Source organism: Stutzerimonas tarimensis (assembly GCF_042648805.1).
GTDB classification, from domain to species: Bacteria; Pseudomonadota; Gammaproteobacteria; order Pseudomonadales; family Pseudomonadaceae; genus Azomonas; species Azomonas tarimensis.
The window spans coordinates 26114-46054 of sequence record NZ_JBHRXZ010000026.1; the positions used below are offsets into that span (position 1 = coordinate 26114).

Annotated in this window: 18 protein-coding genes; 9 read left to right on the forward strand and 9 right to left on the reverse strand. The window is 63.4% G+C overall.

Features of this window, described 5'->3' with window-relative positions; genetic code table 11:
• Positions 1-11 precede the first annotated feature (11 nt).
• The 3 genes from ACFOMF_RS16560 to gpmI form a co-directional block, all read right to left on the reverse strand.
• A complete protein-coding gene (locus tag ACFOMF_RS16560; RefSeq protein WP_386366929.1) occupies positions 12-1355 on the reverse strand; it encodes a S41 family peptidase in 1344 nt (447 codons plus the stop codon).
• Positions 1356-1381: 26 nt separating this feature from the next.
• Positions 1382-2638: a murein hydrolase activator EnvC family protein gene (locus tag ACFOMF_RS16565; protein WP_386366931.1), complete on the reverse strand. Its 1257-nt coding sequence runs from the start codon at positions 2636-2638 to the stop codon at positions 1382-1384.
• Positions 2639-2772: 134 nt separating this feature from the next.
• The gene (gene gpmI, locus ACFOMF_RS16570; protein ID WP_386366973.1) at positions 2773-4323 is read right to left on the reverse strand and encodes a 2,3-bisphosphoglycerate-independent phosphoglycerate mutase; all 1551 of its coding nucleotides are present in this window, start codon (positions 4321-4323) and stop codon (positions 2773-2775) included.
• Between the two features lie 146 nt (positions 4324-4469).
• On the opposite strand from gpmI, the gene ACFOMF_RS16575 reads away from it, so the two are divergent.
• From ACFOMF_RS16575 to ACFOMF_RS16590, 4 genes are all read left to right on the forward strand, one after another.
• On the forward strand, positions 4470-4883 hold the full coding sequence (locus ACFOMF_RS16575) for a rhodanese-like domain-containing protein (protein WP_386366933.1): 414 nt from the start codon (positions 4470-4472) through the stop codon (positions 4881-4883).
• A 1-nt stretch (position 4884) separates the two neighbouring features.
• Entirely contained in the window at positions 4885-5139 is a 255-nt protein-coding gene (gene grxC, locus ACFOMF_RS16580) for a glutaredoxin 3 (protein WP_386366935.1), read from the forward strand.
• 35 nt (positions 5140-5174) lie between these two features.
• Entirely contained in the window at positions 5175-5669 is a 495-nt protein-coding gene (gene secB, locus ACFOMF_RS16585) for a protein-export chaperone SecB (protein WP_386366938.1), read from the forward strand.
• A 180-nt stretch (positions 5670-5849) separates the two neighbouring features.
• Positions 5850-6287, forward strand: coding sequence for a nucleoside deaminase (locus ACFOMF_RS16590; RefSeq protein WP_386366940.1), 438 nt, complete (start codon positions 5850-5852; stop codon positions 6285-6287).
• Between the two features lie 13 nt (positions 6288-6300).
• On the opposite strand, the gene ACFOMF_RS16595 is transcribed toward ACFOMF_RS16590, so the two are convergent.
• A complete protein-coding gene (locus ACFOMF_RS16595) occupies positions 6301-6777 on the reverse strand; it encodes a tRNA (cytidine(34)-2'-O)-methyltransferase (protein ID WP_386366942.1) in 477 nt (158 codons plus the stop codon).
• Between ACFOMF_RS16595 and ACFOMF_RS16600 the strand changes: the two genes are divergently transcribed.
• Positions 6776-7219 (forward strand): hypothetical protein, encoded by a 444-nt coding sequence (locus tag ACFOMF_RS16600; RefSeq protein ID WP_386366944.1) that lies wholly within the window; start codon positions 6776-6778, stop codon positions 7217-7219. The genes ACFOMF_RS16595 and ACFOMF_RS16600 overlap by 2 nt on opposite strands.
• Positions 7220-7277: 58 nt before the next feature.
• On the opposite strand, the gene ntrC is transcribed toward ACFOMF_RS16600, so the two are convergent.
• From ntrC to glnA, 5 genes are all read right to left on the reverse strand, one after another.
• Entirely contained in the window at positions 7278-8714 is a 1437-nt protein-coding gene (gene ntrC, locus ACFOMF_RS16605; RefSeq protein WP_386366946.1) for a nitrogen regulation protein NR(I), read from the reverse strand.
• On the reverse strand, positions 8711-9793 hold the full coding sequence (gene glnL, locus ACFOMF_RS16610) for a nitrogen regulation protein NR(II) (protein WP_386366948.1): 1083 nt from the start codon (positions 9791-9793) through the stop codon (positions 8711-8713). Before glnL ends, ntrC begins: the two co-directional genes overlap by 4 nt.
• Before the next feature lie 168 nt (positions 9794-9961).
• The gene (locus tag ACFOMF_RS16615; protein WP_386366950.1) at positions 9962-10579 is read right to left on the reverse strand and encodes a DUF4124 domain-containing protein; all 618 of its coding nucleotides are present in this window, start codon (positions 10577-10579) and stop codon (positions 9962-9964) included.
• Entirely contained in the window at positions 10579-11121 is a 543-nt protein-coding gene (locus ACFOMF_RS16620; protein ID WP_386366952.1) for a DUF4124 domain-containing protein, read from the reverse strand. The genes ACFOMF_RS16615 and ACFOMF_RS16620 overlap by 1 nt, the downstream gene beginning before the upstream one ends.
• Before the next feature lie 152 nt (positions 11122-11273).
• Positions 11274-12680 (reverse strand): glutamate--ammonia ligase, encoded by a 1407-nt coding sequence (glnA, locus tag ACFOMF_RS16625; protein WP_386366954.1) that lies wholly within the window; start codon positions 12678-12680, stop codon positions 11274-11276.
• Between the two features lie 328 nt (positions 12681-13008).
• Here glnA and thiI point away from each other — a divergent pair, with 328 nt between their 5' ends.
• The 4 genes from thiI (at position 13009) to ACFOMF_RS16645 (ending at position 19921) form a co-directional block, all read left to right on the forward strand.
• Complete coding sequence (thiI, locus tag ACFOMF_RS16630; protein ID WP_386366956.1) at positions 13009-14493, forward strand: tRNA uracil 4-sulfurtransferase ThiI; 1485 nt, start codon at positions 13009-13011, stop codon at positions 14491-14493.
• 118 nt (positions 14494-14611) lie between these two features.
• A complete protein-coding gene (typA, locus tag ACFOMF_RS16635; RefSeq protein WP_386366959.1) occupies positions 14612-16429 on the forward strand; it encodes a translational GTPase TypA in 1818 nt (605 codons plus the stop codon).
• Between the two features lie 112 nt (positions 16430-16541).
• A protein-coding gene (locus ACFOMF_RS16640; protein WP_386366961.1) for an IS1182 family transposase occupies positions 16542-17992 on the forward strand; the annotation gives its coding sequence in 2 pieces (ribosomal slippage) (positions 16542-16872 and positions 16872-17992; 1452 coding nt in all).
• Between the two features lie 243 nt (positions 17993-18235).
• The gene (locus tag ACFOMF_RS16645; RefSeq protein ID WP_386366963.1) at positions 18236-19921 is read left to right on the forward strand and encodes a ShlB/FhaC/HecB family hemolysin secretion/activation protein; all 1686 of its coding nucleotides are present in this window, start codon (positions 18236-18238) and stop codon (positions 19919-19921) included.
• The last annotated feature ends 20 nt before the right edge of the window (positions 19922-19941 follow it).

Consider the following 19941-nt stretch of genomic DNA (forward strand, 5'->3'; position numbering starts at 1 on the left):
GCGCTCTCGGGTCATTTGTTGAGGGTGAAGTTCAGCCCCTTGAGCAGGTTCAGGGCCTGGCCGAGCTGATAGTCGACATCCTGCGGGCGCTCGACTTCGCTGGCCGGTGCGCTGCCGCTGGGGCGATCCGGGCCGCCATTGCCGTTGCCCAGGTGTCCGGCCAGATCCGCCTCGCGCACCCCTTCGGCAGCTTCGTCGCGGGTCAGCCGGGCGCGCGCGACCTCGATATCCGGGACGATCCCCTGGGCCTGGATCGAGCGGCCACTGGGGGTGTAGTAGAGCGCCGTGGTGAGCTTCAGGGCACGGTCGTTGTTCAGCGGCAGCACCGTCTGTACCGAGCCCTTGCCGAAACTGTCGGTGCCCATCACCACGCCGCGCTTGTGATCCTGCAGGGCGCCGGCGACGATCTCCGCCGCCGAGGCGCTGCCGCCGTTGATCAGCACCACCAGCGGGACGCCCTCGCTGGGGTCGGCGGCGTCGGCCGAGAAGCGCAGTTCGGAATTGGCGATGCGCCCCTTGGTGTAGACCACCAGCCCTTCGCTGAGGAAGTGGTCGGCCACCTCCACCGCCGCCTGCAGGACGCCGCCGGGGTTGTTGCGCAGATCCAGCACCAGACCGGTCAGGCGTTTGTCGCCGTTCTCCTGCCTCAGTCGACCCAGGGCACGACTGACCTCTTCGCCGGTGTTCATCTGGAATTGGGTCAGGCGCAAGTAGCCGTAGCCTGGCTCGAGCATCTGCGAGCGTACGCTGCGCACCTTGACTACCGCGCGTTCGAGTCTGAGGTCGAAGGGTTGTCCGCTGTCGCGGGTGAGGGTCAGGGTGACCCGGCTGCCCGGTTTGCCGCGCAGCTTTTCCACGGCCTCGGTCAGTGACAGCCCCTTGGTCGACTGGCCGTCGATGCGGATGATCAGGTCACCGGCCTCGACCCCGGCGCGCGAGGCCGGGGTGTCGTCAATGGGCGAGATCACCTGCAGGAAGCCGTCTTCGAGACCGACCTCGATGCCAAGCCCGCCGAATTCTCCGCTGGTGCTTTCCTGCAGCTCGCTGAAGGCCTGGGGCTCGAGATAGGCCGAGTGCGGGTCGAGGTTGCCGAGCATGCCCTTGATGGCGTTTTCCAGCAGTGTCTTGTCGTCGATGGGCTCGACGTAGGCGGCCTTGATCCGGTCCATCACCTCGGCGAAGGTGCGCAGCTCGTCCAGCGGCAGGGGCGCCTTCTGCCCTGGGCCCACCGCTTCCTCGACTGGAATCAGGCCGTGCGGATCCTCTGCCGGAGGCTGCTGGGCCCAGGCGCCGGATGCCCCGAGAAGGGCCAGGGCAAGAGCGGTAGGGCAAGCGAAGTAGCGCAACTGCGGCATGACGAACTCCAGAAGGTAAGGGCGCACTAGCCCTGTGCACGACACCATTGCGCCGGGTCGCTCGGGCGGCCGTTCTGGCGGATGGCGAAATACAAGGCGGCACTGTCCTGGCCGCCACTGTTGCCGACGGTGGCGATGGGTTCGCCAGCCTTGACGATGTCGCCCGCGTTACGCAACAGGCTCTGGTTGTGGCCGTACAGGCTCAGGTAACCATTGCCGTGGTCCAGAATCACCAAAAGTCCGGCCCCGCGCAACCAGTCCGCGAACACCACGCGGCCGCCGTGCACGGCACGCACCGTAGCGCCTGCGTCGGCGCCAATCAGCACGCCATCCCACTTGGTACGGGAATCGCCGTTGCGCGGGCTGCCGTAGCGGGCCACCAGACGGCCATCGACCGGCCAGGGCAGCTTGCCCTTGGCCTGCTGGAAGGGACCACCGAAGCTCGCTCCGGCGGCTGACACCAGAGGCGCTGCGGCGCTGGCAGGGGCGCCGGCGCTACGCCTGGCCTCCGCCTCGCGTGCGGCGGCCAGGGCTCGCTGACGTGCCTCCTCGGCCTCCCGGGCCTGGCGCGCCAAGGTTTCCTCGATCGTCTTGAGGACCCGTTCAAGCTCCTGCCGCTCCTGCTCGCGGGTCTTGATCCGCTGCTCGCGACCGGAGATGTCCCTGTCCAACCGGGCGATGTGCTCGCGGCGCTCCTGGCGCACCGCCACCAGTTTTTCCCGGCGTTCGTCGAGCCCTGCCTGTTGCGTCTGCAGTCGGGCCTGCTCGCGGGTGATGCCGGCTTCTACCTCGGCCAACTGGCGCAGGGTTTCGTTGAAGGTCTCGATCTGCTCGAAGCGTGCGCGGCTGAGGTAATCGTAATAGGTCAGGGTGCGACTGAATTTCTCGGGGCTCTGCTGGTTGAGCAGCAGCTTGAGATATTCCTGCCTACCGTTCTGGTAGGTGGCCCGCGCCTGTATCGCCACCAGGCGCTGCTGTTCCTGACGGGCGCCGTCGAGTGTGGTCTTTTCCTCGTCCAGGCGCTGCAGCTCGGCCTCGCTCTCGCGCATTTCCTTGCGCAGCTCGTCCATTTCCCGCTCGAGGCGGCCGATGTCGGTTTCGGTGGATTCGAGCTGTTTCTGGATACCGCTCTTTTCCTGTTCGACCTGCTTGAGCAGCTTCTGCAGCTCGGCGATTTCCTTGCGGGCCGCCTCGATCTGCTGACGGGTCGCTACAGGATCGTCGGCCGCAACGGCCGGGCCGAGCAGGCAGAGCGCAAGGAGGGCACAAAGGATGCGTGGCATTTGGGGCACTTGAATCGAGAAGTCGCGACCGCCCTAGTATGCCTAAATAACGAACGGCTGGGCGGGGGGAGGGCACAAATGCGACGGAAAGGCGGACTGTGTGCAGTTCGCCTTTGCGTCTCAGGAAGCGATGATCACTTCAGTTCGACGATGGAGCGACCGGTCATTTCCTGTGGCTTCTCCATACCGAGCAGTTTCAGCATGGTTGGCGCCACATCGGCCAGCACCCCGCCCTGGCGAATGCTCAGCTCGCGCCTGCCAAAGTACAGGAAGGGCACCGGCTCGGTGGTGTGCGCGGTATGCGCCTGGCCGGTGACCTCGTCCTCCATCTGCTCGACGTTGCCGTGATCGGCGGTGATCAGGGCTTCGCCGCCGACCTCGTCCAGCGCGCTGATAATCCGGCCGAGACAGGCATCCAGGCACTGTACGGCCTGGACCGCTGCATTGAAGTCGCCGGTATGCCCGACCATGTCGCCGTTGGCGTAGTTGACCACGATGACGTCGTAGCGCTGCTGCTCGATGGCCTCGACGATGCGATCGGTCACCTCGGGCGCGCTCATTTCCGGTTGCATGTCATAGGTCGCCACCTTCGGTGAGGGAATCAGGATGCGCTCTTCTCCTTCGAAAGGCTCCTCGCGGCCGCCGGAAAAAAAGAAGGTAACGTGGGCATACTTTTCCGTCTCGGCAATGCGCAGCTGGGTCTTGCCGTGCTTGGCCAAATATTCCCCGAGCACGTTGTCCAGCGACTCGGGCGCAAAGGCGCTGGGCGCGGGGATGTTCGCCGCGTACTGGGTGAGCATGACAAAGTCCGCCAGTCGTGGCCGGCGGGTACGGGTGAAGCCGTCGAAGTCTTCCTCGACGAAGGCGCGGGTCAGCTCCCGGGCGCGGTCGGCGCGGAAGTTCATGAACACCACGGCATCGCCATCCTCGACCCGGACCGGCTCGCCGATGGTGGTGGCCTTGACGAACTCGTCGCTCTCGCCGCGCTCGTAGGCCGCGATCAGGCCGTCCACGGCGTATTCGGAGCGGTATTCGGCACTGCCGTCGACGATCAGCTTGTAGGCCTGCTCGACGCGATCCCAGCGGTTATCGCGATCCATGGCGAAATAGCGGCCGATCAGGCTGGCGACCTTTCCCTTGCCGAGGCGTCCGAAAGTCGCCTGCATCAGCTCGATGGAGGACTGGGCGCTCTTGGGCGGGGTGTCGCGTCCGTCGAGAAAGGCGTGCAGGTAGATTTTCTCGGCGCCGCGGCGGGTGGCCAGTTCGGCCATGGCGACCAGGTGGTTCTGGTGGCTGTGCACGCCACCGTCGGAGAGCAGTCCGAGGATATGCACTGCCTTGCCCGCTGCGGCTGCCTTGTCCACCGCATTGCATAGCGCCGGGTTTTCGAAGAAGTCGCCGTCGGCGATGGACTTGGTGACGCGGGTGAAGTCCTGGTACACCACGCGCCCCGCTCCGAGGTTCATGTGGCCCACCTCGGAGTTGCCCATCTGGCCGTCCGGCAGGCCGACGTCCATGCCGCTGCCGGAGATCAGTCCGCAGGGGTACTCGGCTCTAAGGCGGTCGTATACCGGCGTCTGGGCGGCCATGATGGCGTTGTAATCGGGCGTCTCGCTGTGGCCAAAGCCATCGAGGATGATCAATACCAGAGGTTTTGGCACGGCGGTAGGCACGGCGGTAGGCACGGCGGTCATGGTTTCCGGCTCCTTGCGCAGGGTTCGAAAGGGCGGCCAGTCTAGCGGCTGGCCGGTTCGAGGTCACGGTCCCTCAGGGTTCAGCGCGCCAGGGGGGCTGTGTATACTGCGGCGATTTGATCGCCCGGAAACCCCTGATGCTCGCCAACCTGATTGAATTCATCACTGTCCACTATGTGCTCAGCACCTCGTTTCTGGTGCTGCTGGTCCTGCTTATTGCCCACGAGACGCGCCGGGGCGGCAAGAGCCTGAGCAGTCGGGAACTGACGGCCCTGGTCAACAGCGGCCAGGGCGTTGTGTTGGACGTTCGGGCTAAAAAGGAGTTCGCCACAGGGCATATCATCGACGCGTTGAACATTCCCTACGACAAGCTGGTCAGCCGAATGGCGGAGCTCGACAAGCACAAGGGTAAAACCCTGGTGGTGGTCGACGCCATGGGACAGCATTCCGGAACCGCCTGCCGCGAACTGAAGAAGGCGGGCTTCGATGCCGCCAAGCTGGCCGGGGGAATCGCCAGCTGGCGCGGTGACAACTTGCCAGTGGTGAAGTGATATGCCAGACATCGTGATCTACACCAGCGCCTGGTGCCCCTATTGCATCCGGGCCAAACACCTGCTTGCCGACAAGGGCGTGTCCTTCGAGGAAATCGTCGTGGATGGCAAGCCCGACGTTCGAGCCGACATGGCTCGCAAGGCCGGCAAGACGTCCGTTCCGCAGATCTGGATCGGTGACCGGCATGTCGGAGGCTGCGACAACCTGGTCGCGCTCGAGCGTGCCGGCAAACTGGATGCCCTGCTCAATCCCTGACTTACCCACACCACCCTCTGCTAAGGCCCGCAAAGATGACTGAACAAGCCAACAACGGCGCTGCCGCCGCCCAGAATGGACAAGGCCCGCAATTCGCCCTGCAGCGCGTTTATGTGCGCGATCTGTCCTTCGAGGCGCCGAAAAGCCCGGAAATCTTCCGCCACGACTGGAATCCGGCGGTCTCTCTGGACCTTAATACCCGCCAGAAGCCGCTCGAAGGCGATTTTCACGAGGTGGTGCTGACCCTGTCGGTGACCGTCAAGACCGGCGAGGAAACTGCCTTCATCGCCGAAGTGCAGCAGGCCGGTATCTTCCTGATCAAGGGCCTGGACGAAGCGACCATGTCCCATACCCTTGGCGCCTTCTGCCCGAACATTCTCTTTCCCTACGCCCGGGAGACCCTGGACAGCCTGGTGATCCGTGGCACCTTCCCGGCGCTGATGCTGGCGCCAGTGAACTTCGACGCCCTCTATGCGCAAGAATTGCAGCGCCAGCAGGGCGGCGAGGCCGGCTCCAACTCCGTGCAGTAAGCGTCTGCGGCTGATAGGAGCGCTGGAGGCCGGAAAGCTGGACCAAGGCCAGATGGCCTGCGCCTGCGCCAGCGCTTCGGCCTCCGGCGCTTTTTTCGTCCAGCCTCCGGCCTCGGGGCTTTTCCCGGCGTTCTCGCGTCTATGGCATGATCCGGCTACACCCCTGAGCGAGGAATCACCATGGACTCATTCATGCAGGCCGCCATCGAAGAGGCGCAACTGGGATTGCAGGAGGGCGGCATTCCCATCGGCTCGGTGATCGTGCATCAGGGCCGCATCATCGGTCGTGGGCACAACCGCCGTGTGCAGAATGGCAGCGCCATCCTGCATGGCGAGATGGACGCCTTCGAGGATGCCGGGCGCCAGCCGGCCAGTGTCTACCGCGACGCAGTGCTCTACACCACTCTTTCGCCCTGTCCGATGTGTACCGGCGCGATCCTGCTCTACGGTATCCCCAAGGTGATCATTGGGGAAAACCAGACCTTCATGGGTGACGAGGACCTGCTGCGCTCGCGGGGTGTGGAGGTCGAGGTGCTGCAGGACCCCACTTGCGTAGCGCTCATGGAAAGCTTCATCGCCGCCCGCCCCGAACTCTGGAACGAGGACATCGGCGAATAGCTAGGCCTCGGGCTCAGCTATCGGGAAATCCGAGCTGGCGCCAGCCTTCATAGACCGCCACCGCCACGGTATTGGACAGGTTCAGGCTGCGATTGCCGGCCCGCATCGGCAGGCGCACCCGCTGCTCGGCGGGCAGCGCATCGCGAATCTCGGCGGGCAGGCCGCGGCTCTCCGGGCCGAAGAGGAACACGTCGCCGCGTCTGTAGCAGACCTCATGGAACGGCTGCGAGCCCTTGGTGGTGAAGGCGAAGAGTCGCGAGGGACGCGTCTGGTCGACATCCAGCGCCGCCAGGCAATTGTCCAGGTCGGGGTAGCGCCTGAGGTTGGCGTATTCGTGGTAATCCAGGCCGGCTCGTCGCAGGCGCTTGTCGTCCAGCTCGAAGCCCAGCGGCTCGATCAGGTGCAGGCTGCTTCCGGTATTGGCGCATAGCCTGATGATGTTGCCGGTGTTGGGTGGGATTTCCGGCTGGAAGAGGATGACGTGAAACATGGGGGATCCCCGGGACAGAAAGGATGCCCATTCTAGCGAGGTCGAGGCGAGCAAGCGGCGCCTGCGCTGGCGCTTCTTCGCGGCATTGGTATTGATCGGTTTTCTGCTGGGGCTGATGCTCGGCAGGCTGGTATCGCCGGACCCTGCCAGGCTGCTGGAAATCAGCGAAGGACCGGCCGGCCTGCTGCTGCGTTTCGATCGCGAGCCCGCGCTTCAGGCAGGGCATGAGCAGGGGCTGTTTGGCCTGCGATTGCAAGCCGAAGGAGCCGCCGCCGAAGGTCAGATGCGCCTGGACGAGGGCGCGCTGGTGAACTGGCGGCTTCGTCCGGCGGAAGAGGGGTTGGCACTGGTGTTTATCGCGGTCCGCCCCTTGCGGGGCGAATGGCGGGGCCAGGCCGAAGGCCAGCACTGGCAGCTGGAGGTCAGGGTCACTCTGGAGTAGGGTCCACCCGGCCGGTCGGTGGCCGCGCCGGGTGAGTGCTCAGGCTTCCAGGTTGCGCCTAGCCCTCGTCCCCCTCTTCATCGTCGCCACCGTCGATGCGCATGCCCAGCTCCTTGATCTTGCGCGTCAGGGTGTTGCGACCCCAGCCCAGCAACAGGGCGGCGTCGCGGCGGCGGCCAGCGGTGTGCTTGAGCGCCGTCTCGATCATGATCCGTTCGAAGGTCGGTACGGCGCTATCCAGCAGGTTCTGCTGACCACGTGCCAGGGCCTGATCCGCCCAGTTGCGCAGCGCCTGTTCCCAGTTGTGCGCCGGCTGGGCGGTGGTCGGCTGATTGAGCAGTTCCGGTGGCAGGTCCTCGACCAGCACTTCGCGGCCGGACGCCATTACCGTGATCCAGCGGCAGGTGTTTTCCATCTGGCGGACATTGCCCGGCCACTGCAGCTTGCTCAGGTATTCCTCGGTTTCCGACTTGAGTACCTTGGGCTCCACCGAGAGCTCCTGCGCAGCACGGGCCAGGAAGTGGTTGGCCAGGGCCGGGATATCCTCGCGGCGATCGGCCAGCCGCGGGATGTGGATGCGGATCACGTTGAGTCGATGGAACAGATCCTCCCGGAACTTGCCGGCCTGGACCAGCCCTTCGAGGTCCTGGTGGGTAGCGGCAATGATACGTACATCGACTTTGATCGGCGTATGGCCACCGACCCGGTAGAACTCGCCGTCGGCGAGGACCCTCAGCAAGCGGGTCTGGGTTTCGGCCGGCATGTCACCGATCTCGTCGAGAAACAGGGTGCCGCCGTCGGCCTGCTCGAAGCGGCCGCGGCGCTGCGCGGCGGCGCCGGTGAAGGCGCCCTTCTCGTGGCCGAACAGCTCTGACTCCATCAGGTCCTTGGGAATCGCGGCCATGTTCAGCGCAATGAACGGCGAGGCCTTGCGGGGGCTGTGGCGGTGCAGGGCATGGGCCACCAGCTCCTTGCCGGTGCCGGACTCGCCATTGATGAGGACGGTGATGTTGGAGTGCGAAAGCCGGCCGATGGCGCGAAACACTTCCTGCATTGCCGGCGCTTCGCCGATGATCTCGGGGGTGCGTGGGCGATCCTGCGGCGTATGCATGCCTTGCTGCTCCTGGGCATGCTGATAGGCCCGCTTGACCAGCGAGACCGCATCGTCCACGTCGAACGGCTTGGGCAGATACTCGAACGCCCCGCCCTGATAGGAGGCCACGGCGCTGTCCAGGTCTGAGTGCGCGGTCATGATGATGACCGGCAGGCGAGGGTAGTGTTCGCGGATCTGGGCGAGCAGTTCGAGACCACTGGCGCCGGGCATGCGGATGTCGGAGATGATCACATCCGGTTGCTGGCGGGCGAGCCGGCTGAGCACGCCGTCGGCGCTGTCGAAGCTCTGGGTAGTCATCCCCTCCTGCTGCAGGGCCTTTTCCAGGACCCAGCGGATTGAGCGGTCGTCATCGACGATCCAGACGGTTTCGCTACGGCTCATGCGGGCGTCGCTCCTGTTTCCAGCGGCAGGTAGATCGAGAACACGGTATGGCCTGGGTGGCTCTCGCATTCGATCAGCCCCTGATGTTGACTGATGATGTTCTGGGTGATTGCCAGGCCAAGGCCGGTGCCATCCGGGCGGCCGCTGACCATGGGATAGAACAGGGTATTCTGCAGATCGGACGGGATACCCGGCCCGTTGTCGATGATTGCCAGATGGACGACCAGGCGATGCCGGGTGTGGCCTATGGTGAACTGGCGCAGGGTCCGGGTTCGCAGGGTGATGCGTCCCAGGTTCAAGCCTGAGCCGCTGCTCAGCACCTGCATGGCGTTGCGCACGATGTTGAGCACCGCCTGGATCATCTGTTCGCGATCCATCAGCACTTCAGGGATGCTCGGATCGTAATCGCGAACCAGGGTGAGGTTACCAAGGCTCTCGGCCTCGGTCAGGCTGGCGACCCGCTCCAGTACTTCATGGATGTTGGTCATCGACAGCGACGGCAGCTTGTTGGAGCCGAGCATGCGATCGACCAGGTTTCGCAGGCGGTCGGCCTCCTCGATGATGACCTCGGTGTAATCCTTCAGGTGTTCCTCGGGCAGTTCGCGGGCCAGCAGCTGGGCAGCGCCGCGTATGCCGCCGAGGGGGTTCTTGATTTCATGGGCGAGACCACGCACCAGCATTTTGGTGGTTTCCTGCTTCGACAGCTGCGCCTCTTCCTTGGTGATGCGTAGCAGCCGATCGCGTGGCAACACCTCGATCAGCAGCATCGTCTGGCGACGGGTAAGGATGGGCGTCACTGCGTAGTCGACCGTGATGCTGTGTCCGCTGGCGGAGGTCAGCGTAGCCTCGCGCTTGGTGAAGGGGTGCGCTTCGCCGACTGCATGACGCAGCGACGACAGGGCCTCGGGCGACTCGGTGAACAGCTCGCTGATGAAATGGCCGTGGCTGCGCTGGCCGCTGACCGCCAAGAGCATTTCTGCAGCTGGGTTCATGTATTCCAGGCGCAGTTCGGCATCGAGCAGCAGCGTCGCGGTGGTCAGGTTCTCGAGCAGCAGGCGCTGAAGGGGTTCGTCGATCATGGTCTGTCTGCATCAAATAGGTGATGCTGGGGATGCAAGAAGCAAACCAGCGCGCCTTTTTGCGGCGCGGCAGGCATTCTGTGGTGCGCTGCCGTCCGGTGTGACCTGAATTGGGATGTCCAGTATGCCGTGGATGCTTAGAGTGCACCATACAGGTGCGCGCTATGCTCAGAGAAATGGCAGGGACGGAATGTTGCGCTTCTGCTGGGGCTTGTCCGCGAGGGGGCATTCCAGGCGCATGCCGAAGTCATCGGGCTGGCAGGGCTGCGCTATGCGTCGCTGGACGAGGGAGACGCGCTTGATGTGCACCGGCCGCGGCGCCGTCTCGATCAGCACCCGGCCCTGCTCGTCGAGAATCGCCAGGGCCAGGAGGTGGGCGCCGCGGTCGAGGTTGTCCAGCACGAAATCTGGCGAGGTCTGCACCCCGGTTGAAAGCCCGTCCAGGATCAGTCGGAACCGGTGCCCAGGCTGCAGTGCAGGCTCGCTGGTTGCCTGCACCCGCAGCGTGCCGGTGTTGTCGCGGATGGTTTCGTCAGGCGCCGGTGCAAGCATTTCCAGCCACTGGTAGCGAAGCTCGAGGGCTTTGCGGGGCGGGGGCTCCGCTGGCGGCGAGGCAGGCTCGGCACTCATCAGGTTGGGTTTGGGCAGGCTGAGCGCCTGCGCACCAGCGCTGGCCGGGCGGTCGCTGTAGCTGCGATTGCCGTTGGCGTCGGTATGCAGATAGATTTCGGCCTGGGCAGAAAGTCCTACGATCATCAGAAGCAGCAAGGCCCAGCGTTGTACCATTATGGTGCGGCTCTTTGTCTCATCGCGGGGCTGGAAGTATGGACCCGCTGTACGGTGAAGGTTTGGACAGGACTGCGCTGGATGACCTGCCGGCCGCTGAGTACCTCGACCTGCAGGCTGTGTTCGCCGCGATCGATAGTGCGCACTTCAACCAAGGTGCTCGGGCCTGCCGGTGCGATGGGCTCTCCGTCGAGCAGAAAGCGCAGGCTGTGTCCTTTCTGAAGAGGGGGGTCCAGCCGCGCTGCCACGGTAAATGCGCCGTCGTTGGCGCGCAACGCTTCCTCGTCGGGAATTCCAGCCACCTCAACCCTGTGGTAGGGGCGCTCAGTCTTGGTCTCGGATGGGCCTGCCAGGGGTTCAGGCATCTCGGCCTTTCTGAACTCCACAGTGGTGGGCTCAGGCAGCTCCACTTCGGTCGCCTCGACACCTTGCGGCGGTTCGTTGGTGAACACCGGATTGCCGTTGTCATCGGTGTATCGGTAGATCTGCGCCTGGCTGGCGCTGGAAACGGCTAGCAGCAGGCAAAGCAGTGCAATGCGCATGGCGAACTCCCGCGGATGGTTTGCAAAGAGGCTTGCACCGCAACGGCGGGTTCGCAAGTGCCTCTACTGCAAGTTGCCAAAGGCGTCTTCTGCAAAACGAAAAAGCCCGCGTCGAGTAGGCTCGGCGCGGGCTATCGAGTACTGCTACCGGATCAGACGCTGTAGTACAGGTCGTATTCCAGCGGGTGCACGAAGGTGCGCACCTTGATTTCCTCGGCGGCCTTCAGCTCGATGTAGGCATCGATGAAGGCGTCGGTGAACACGCCACCCTTGGTCAGGAAGCTGCGGTCAGCGTCCAGTGCTTCCAGGGCTTCCTTCAGGCTGCCGCAAACCTGCGGGATGTTGGCAGCTTCTTCCGGCGGTAGGTCGTACAGGTTCTTGTCCGCCGCATCGCCGGGGTGAATCTTGTTCTGGATACCGTCCAGGCCGGCCATCAGCAGGGCAGCGAAGGCCAGGTAGGGGTTGGCAGCCGGATCCGGGAAGCGTGCTTCGATACGACGAGCCTTCGGGCTGTTGACGTACGGAATGCGGATCGAGGCGGAACGGTTGCGAGCCGAGTAGGCCAGCATCACCGGAGCTTCGAAGCCCGGGACCAGACGCTTGTAGGAGTTGGTCGACGGGTTGGTGAAGCCGTTCAGCGCCTTGCCGTGCTTGATGATGCCGCCAATGAAGAACAGGGCGGTCTCGGACAGGCCGGCATAGCCTTCTCCGGCGAAGGTGTTCTTGCCATCCTTGGAGATGGACATGTGCACGTGCATACCCGAGCCGTTGTCGCCATACAGGGGCTTGGGCATGAAGGTGGCGGTCTTGCCGTAGGCATCGGCCACGTTGTGCACGCAGTACTTCAGGGTCTGGACTTCGTCGGCCTTGGCCACCAGGGTGTTGAAGGCAACGCCGATCTCGTTCTGGCCGGCGGTAGCCACTTCGTGGTGGTGAACCTCGACCTTCAGGCCGAACTCTTCCAGTGCGTTGCACATGGCGGTACGGATTTCGTGGTCGTGGTCGACTGGTGGTACCGGGAAGTAACCGCCCTTGACGCCCGGACGGTGGCCCTTGTTGCCGCTCTCGAAGTCGGCGTCGGTGTTCCAGGAAGCCTGTTCGGAGAAGATCTTGAACATCGAGCCGGAGATGTCGGACTTGAACTTCACTTCGTCGAAGACGAAGAACTCGGGCTCCGGGCCGAAGAAGGCGGTGTCGCCGATACCGGTGGACTTCAGGTAGTCCTCTGCGGCGCGAGCGATGGCGCGCGGGTCGCGCTCGTACGGCTGCATGGTCGAGGGTTCGATGATGTCGCAGACCAGGATAAGGGTCGGCTCTTCGGTGAACGGATCCAGCACGGCGGTGCTGTCATCCGGCATCAGGATCATGTCGGAAGCTTCGATACCCTTCCAGCCGGCGATGGAGGAGCCGTCGAACATCTTGCCATGCTCGAAGAAGTCCTCGTCATCGACATCGCGTGCCGGGATGGTGACGTGCTGCTGCTTGCCTTTGGTGTCGGTGAAGCGGAGGTCAACCCACTTCACGTCGTGTTCTTTGATCAGTTGAAGCGACTTCGACATGATGCTCTCCAAGTAGTAAACGTTGCTGGCGATGCGTCCGTTGCGGCTCTAGCCGGGCAAGGATAATCCGCCTTGGCAAACTGCCTCACAAGGGAGCAAATCTTATGCCAGCTACCCATTGTGGGGCTAAGCCCTTTTGGCCGGGGTGTTGCGTGAGTCGGGCGCAACAGGCATGCGCGAAAAGAGCACAAATATGGTGCGCCTCATTTATAGCAAGAGCCAATATGGTGCATGGAGGCGATTTGCAAAACCCCGACTAAAGGCAAGCCGGTTTCAGCTATAATCCGCGCCTTTTCCTCCTGCGGCTGCTGGCCACCTGTTCTTTTTCATGAAGCTGATCGTCAAGGTTTTCCCGGAAATCACCATCAAGAGCCGACCGGTGCGCAAGCGCTTCATTCGGCAGCTGGTGAAGAACATTCGAGCCGTGTTGCGCGATCTCGATCCCGAGCTGCGCATCGAGGGTGAATGGGACAATCTCGAGCTGGAAACGGCGGTGAGCGACCCGCGCACCCTGCGCGACCTTATCGAGCGGTTGAGCTGCACTCCCGGCATCGCGCACTTTCTGGAAGTGCATGAGTACCCGCTGGGCGACTTCGACGATGTGGTGGAGAAGTGCAAGGCGCACTTTGGCCCGCGCCTGCCGGGACGAGTGTTCGCGGTGCGCTGCAAGCGGGCCGGCAAGCACAGTTTCAGCTCGATGGAGCTCGAGCGCCACGTGGGCAGCCAGTTGCGGCAGCAGTGCGAGGCCGCGGGCATCTCCCTGAAGGCGCCGGAAGTCGAAGTACGGCTTGAGGTGCGTCACGACCGGTTGTTCATCATTGATCGCCAGCACCCCGGCCTGGGCGGCTACCCGCTCGGGGCACTCGAGCAGACCCTGGTGCTGATGTCCGGGGGCTTCGACTCCACCGTGGCGGCCTGGCAAATCATGCGCCGCGGCATGCTGACCCACTTCTGCTTTTTCAACCTCGGCGGGCGGGCCCATGAGCTCGGGGTCATGGAGGTTGCCCATTACCTTTGGAAGAAGTACGGCAGCTCGCACCGGGTGCTGTTCATCAGCGTGCCCTTCGAGGAAGTGCTGGGCGAAATTCTCGAAAAGGTGGATGACAGTCACATGGGCGTGGTGCTCAAGCGCATGATGCTGCGCGCCTCGACGCAGATCGCCGAGCGCCTGCACATCGATGCGCTGGTGACTGGCGAGGCGATCTCGCAGGTTTCCAGCCAGACCCTGCCCAACCTCAGCGTCATCGATTCGGCCACTGACATGCTGGTGCTTCGCCCGTTGCTGGCGGCACACAAGCAGGACATCATCGACACCGCCGAGGCGATCGGCAGCGCGGCTTTTGCTCGTCATATGCCTGAATACTGCGGCGTCATCTCCAAGAGCCCGACCACCAAGGCCAAGCGCTTTCGCGTCGAGCACGAGGAAAAGCAGTTCGATATGGCGGTCCTCGAGCGCGCCCTGGCCAATACGCGCCAGGTGGCCATCGACCGGGTGATCGACGAGCTGGGCAAGGACTTGCCGGTGGAGGAAGTGGCTGAAGCCCTGGCCGGTCAGGTGGTACTGGACATCCGCCACCCTGACGCCAGCGAGGATGCGCCGCTGGAGCTTGGCGGCGTCGAGGTGCAGCCGCTGCCCTTCTATGCGATCAACAACCGATTCAAGGAGCTTGATGCCAATCGCCAGTACCTCCTGTACTGCGACAAGGGTGTCATGAGCCGCCTGCATGCCCATCACCTGATGAGCGAAGGGCACCAGAACGTGCGGGTCTATCGGCCCGCAAGCCAGAAGCTGGAAGCTGGAAGCTCAAAGTGAAGAGTGCCCACCCGACCAGCCGTATCGTCATCCGGCGCACACACCCGCCCGACCGGGCATGTGCCGCCTTTTCATCCAGCTTTCAGCTATCCGCTTCCAGCTTTTTAGGTAACCCACAGTGATCGAACAACTCCGCAACATCGCCATCATCGCCCACGTCGACCATGGCAAGACCACCCTCGTCGACAAACTCCTGCGCCTGTCCGGCACCCTGGACCGCAAGGAGCTGGAGAACGAGCGCGTGATGGACTCCAACGACCAGGAAAAGGAGCGTGGTATCACCATCCTGGCCAAGAACACCGCGCTGAAGTGGAAGGACTACAGCATCAACATCGTCGACACCCCCGGGCACGCCGACTTCGGCGGTGAAGTCGAGCGCGTCATGTCGATGGTCGACTCCGTGCTGCTGGTGGTCGACGCCCAGGACGGCCCCATGCCGCAGACCCGCTTCGTGACCCAGAAGGCCTTCAAGGCCGGCCTGCGACCGATCGTCGTGGTGAACAAGATCGACCGTCCGGGCGCTCGCCCTGACTGGGTCATCGACCAGATCTTCGACCTTTTCGACAACCTCGGCGCCACCGACGAGCAGCTCGACTTCCCGATCGTCTACGCCAGTGCCCTGAACGGCATCGCCGGCATGGACCACGAAGCCATGGACGACAACATGGACGCGCTGTTCCAGGCGATCATCGACCACGTGCCGGCTCCCAAGGTCGACACCACCGGTCCGTTCCAGATGCAGATCTCCCAGCTGGACTACAACAGCTTCCTTGGCGTGATCGGCATCGGCCGTATCGCCCGCGGCACCATCAAGGCCAACTCCCCGGTGACTGCCATCGGTGCCGACGGCAAGAAGCGCAACGGCCGTATCCTGAAGATCATGGGCCACTCCGGTCTGCAGCGCGTCGAAGTGCAGGAAGCCACCGCTGGCGACATCGTCTGCGTGTCCGGTATGGATGAGCTGTACATCTCCGACACCTTGTGCGACCAGAACAATGTCGAAGCGCTGCCGCCGCTGACCGTCGACCAGCCGACCGTGAGCATGACCTTCCAGGTCAACGACTCGCCGTTCGCCGGCAAGGAAGGCAAGTTCGTCACCAGCCGCAACATCAAGGACCGTCTGGACAAGGAGCTGCTGCACAACGTGGCGCTGCGCGTCGAGCAGGGCGAGAGCCCGGAGAAGTTCAAGGTTTCCGGCCGTGGCGAACTGCACCTCTCGGTACTGATCGAGAACATGCGTCGTGAAGGTTTCGAGCTGGCCGTGGGCCGCCCGGAAGTGGTGATCATCGAGGTCGACGGCGAGAAGCAGGAGCCCTACGAGAACGTCACCATCGACATCGAGGAGCAGCACCAGGGTCCGGTAATGGAGCAGATGGGCCTGCGCAAGGGCGATCTGACCAACATGATCCCCGACGGCAAGGGTCGCATCCGCCTGGAGTACACCATCCCCGCGCGCGGCCTGATCGGCTTCCGTAACAACTTCCTGACCCTGACCTCCGGCAGCGGCATCCTGACCTCGACCTTCAGCCACTACGGCGCGATCAAGGCCGGCGAAGTCAGCAACCGTCAGAACGGCGTGCTGGTCTCCATGGCGACCGGTACCGCACTGACCTACTCGCTGGAAACCCTGCAGGCACGCGGCAAGCTGTTCCTGTCGCCGGGCGACGAAATCTACGAGGGCCAGCTGTGCGGCATCAACAGCCGTGACAACGACCTGGTGCTCAACCCCACCAAGGGCAAGAAGCTCGACAACATGCGCGCGTCGGGCAAGGACGAAGTCATCGCCCTGGTGCCGCCGATCAAGTTCACCCTCGAGCAGGCGCTGGAATTCATCGCCGACGACGAGCTGGTGGAAGTGACGCCGAAGTCGATCCGCCTGCGCAAGAAGTACCTCAACGAGAACGACCGCAAGCGCTTCGAGCGCAGCAAGGTCTAAAGTCGTTGCGGTGAGACAGAGGCGCCTTCGGGCGCCTCAGGTTGCTGACAAAGCCCTGGCCGGAAGGCCGGGGCTTTGTGTTTAATGAGCCATCGTTTTCAGGCACGGCGCAATGCTCAAGCAGCCCTCTCCCAAGCAGCACGCGCTCGAAATGGTGACCCTCGAAGAGCTGGTTCCCACCGACCATCTGCTGCGCAAGATCGCCCGTCACATCGACTTCGAATTCATCCGCCCAGCCACGCAGCATCTGTACTGCGCCGATAACGGCCGGCCCGCTGTCGATCCCGTGACGCTCTTCAAAATGCTGTTCATCGGCTACCTGTTCGGGGTGCGCAGCGAACGCCAGTTGATTCGGGAAATCCAGGTCAATGTCGCCTATCGCTGGTTTCTCGACTTGAGCCTGACCGACAAGATTCCAGATGCGTCGACACTGAGCCAGAACGTCGACGCCGCTTCGCCGACACCGATATCGAACAGGTCATTTTCGACAACATCGTCGAGCAAGCCATGAAGGGCGGCTTGATCGGAGGTGAAGTGCTACACACCGACAGCACTCACCTCAAGGCCAACGCCAGCAAGAAGCGCTTTGAAGTTCATCAGGTCGAGCAACGCCCCATGGATTACCTGGCGGAACTCGATGCCGCTATCGACGAAGACCGTCAGGCTCACGGCAAGCGCCCGTTGAAGCCCCGCCAGGCGCAGTCCGAAATCAAGGAAACCAAGGTCAGCACCACGGACCCGGACAGTGGTTTCATGACCCGCGACAACAAGCCTCAAGGCTTCTTCTATCTCGATCATCGAACCGTGGACGGCAAGCACGCCATCATCACCGACACCTTCGTCACCCCTGGAAACGTCAATGATGCCCGGCCCTATCTGGGTCGTCTGGATCGTCAATGCGAGCGCTTCAACTTGACACCGCTGGCGGTCGCGCTCGATGCCGGCTATTACACCCCGGCCATTTGCAAAGGCCTGGAAGACCGCGACCTCTACGGCGTCATCGGCTACAAGCGGCCGAGAACCCAGCCGGGCTATTTCTACAAGCGGCAATTCGTCTACGACGCGGACCGTGACGGCTATACATGCCCCAACGGCCAGTTCTTGCCGTACAGCACCACTAATCGCGTGGGGTATCGAGAGTACAAATCCGATGCCCGACAGTGCCGAGAATGCCCACTCAAAGACCACTGCACGAAAAGCCAGAACCACACAAAAGTGATGGTCAGGCATGTCTGGGAAGCAGCCAAAGAGCGCATCAACCAGCACCGGCTCACCCCGGAGGGCAAGCGCATTTACGACCGACGCAAGGAGACCGTGGAACGCAGCTTTGCTGACGCGAAAGAACTGCACGGGCACCGTTATGCGCGTTTTCGCGGGCTGAGCAAAGTGATGCGACAGTGCCTGCTGGCTGCCGCCTGCCAGAACATGAAGAAGATCGCCCGGCTGCTGGCGGCCTTTTTAAGTCTGTACGGGCTGCCTGCGGTGCTGCTGGACGGCCTGTTGGCGAGTTTGAAGCGATCGGTGACATGTGAGCCGGGGCAGCAAGAGCACAGGCTTCGCTGAAAGAGCTAAACCCCAAAAGCACAAACCCCCACTCGAAAGCAGGGGTTTGTCATCAGCCTGAGGCGCCTTCGGGCGCCTTTGTTCTGTAGGTATATCGGAAAAGTTCCCCGGCCTGAGGCCGAGAGCTGCTGAATGTGAACTGTTTTTGGGTTTGAATCACATTATCTTCGTCACTCGATAGTCTCGTAATGGCAATTCGCCCACCATCGCTGACCTGTACTTTGGCCGCCAGGGATGGTTGCGATGCGACAGTGGCTCGCCGTGCTGGGAAGCGCTTTTTTTGCCATTTCGGCGTTCGCTCAGGTGCCTTTGCCTGGCGAGCGCGACCTCATACGCGACCGTCAGGGGCGCTTGCTCGAAGAGCAGCGCCGGCGTCTGGATGAACTCCAGCAATTGCCCGGGCGCGAGGTGCTGCCCGAGCAGCCGGCCCCCGCCGAGGACGAGCGCTGCTTCGAAATCCGCACGATTCGCCTGCAGGATGCCGACCTCGTCTCGCCCGACGAGCAGCGCCGGCTGCTGCAGCCCTATGAAGGGCAATGCCTCGGCGTCAACCAGCTCAACGCGCTGCTGAAGGCCATCACCCAGTTCTATATCGACCGAGGCTACGTCACTTCCCGCGCCTACCTGCCGGAGCAGGACATGGCCGATGGCGAGCTGGACGTATTGGTGATCGAGGGCCGTCTCGAAGGCCTGGATCGTTCGGCCATCGCCAGTGAACGTGAACTGGCCATGGCCTTTCCCGGGCGAGTCGGCGAGGTCGTCGACCTGCGCCAGCTGGAGCAACTGTTCGATCAGCTGAACCGCCTGCCTTCACGGCCAGCGCAGATGGAGCTATTGCCCGGCGCCGAGGCCGGGGGCAGCCGCGTGCGCCTGCAGGGCGAGCCGCTCGAGCCCTGGCGGGTCAGCCTCAATCGCCACAACAACGGTGAGAAGGGCACTGGCGAACAGCAATGGGGGCTGGGGCTCGACTGGGACAGCCCGCTGGGCCTGGCCGACCAGCTCAGCCTGCGTGGCGGTGGCGATGCCGTCAGCGATCGGCATCGTCATTCGGCCAACCAGGGACTGTCCTACAGCCTGCCGTACGGCTGGTGGACGTTCAGCTATGGCTACAACCAGAGCTACTACCGGACCCGGGGGGAAGCGTCGGGCTTTCTCTTCGAAATGGACGGCGAAAGCAAGAGCCATCAGCTCGGCGCAGAGCGCGTGCTGCACCGCGATGCGGTCAGCAAGACCGCCGCCAGTGTCGGCGTGGCTCATCTGCGCACCCGCAACTACATCGAGAACAGCCTGCTCGACGTCTCCAGCCAGCGCCTGTCGGAAATGCAGCTCGGCCTCAACCATGGCCGTCGTATCGGCACCGCCTTCGTCAACCTCGACCTGGGCTGGCAGCATGGGACCGGGGCCTTCGACGCGCAGCGCCGCGGCGATCCGCAATATGGCGAGCCGGACGCCCGCTACCACAAGTACAGCCTGACGCTGAGCGCGCTGCAGCCGTTCCGGCTATGGGACGAGGCTTTCAGCTTCGATTCATTGCTCAACGCCCAGAAGAGCGAAGACGTGCTCTACAGTCCGCAGCGCATCAGCATTGGCGGGCTGGCGTCGGTGCGCGGATACAAGGAGCAGTCGTTGTCCGGCGACACCGGCGGCTATTGGCGCAACCAGCTGCGCTGGCGGCGTCCCGTCGGTTGGGAGCCGTTGCGCCCGTTCCTGCAGGAATACGGCCTGGCCTACGCCTATGACGTCGGTGTCATTCATGGCGGGCGCTACAACCCCGACTTTCACGGCCGGCTATCCGGCCATGGCGTGGAATTGAGTGCACGGGGCGAGCACCTCGCCGCCTCGGTGACAGTCGCCCGCTCGCTGGAGCGGCCGGGCGTGATCGAAGCGCGGGAGCGGCCGCTGTACTTGCGCGTCGACCTGTTCTTCTGAATCGAACAAAGCTGGAGTCT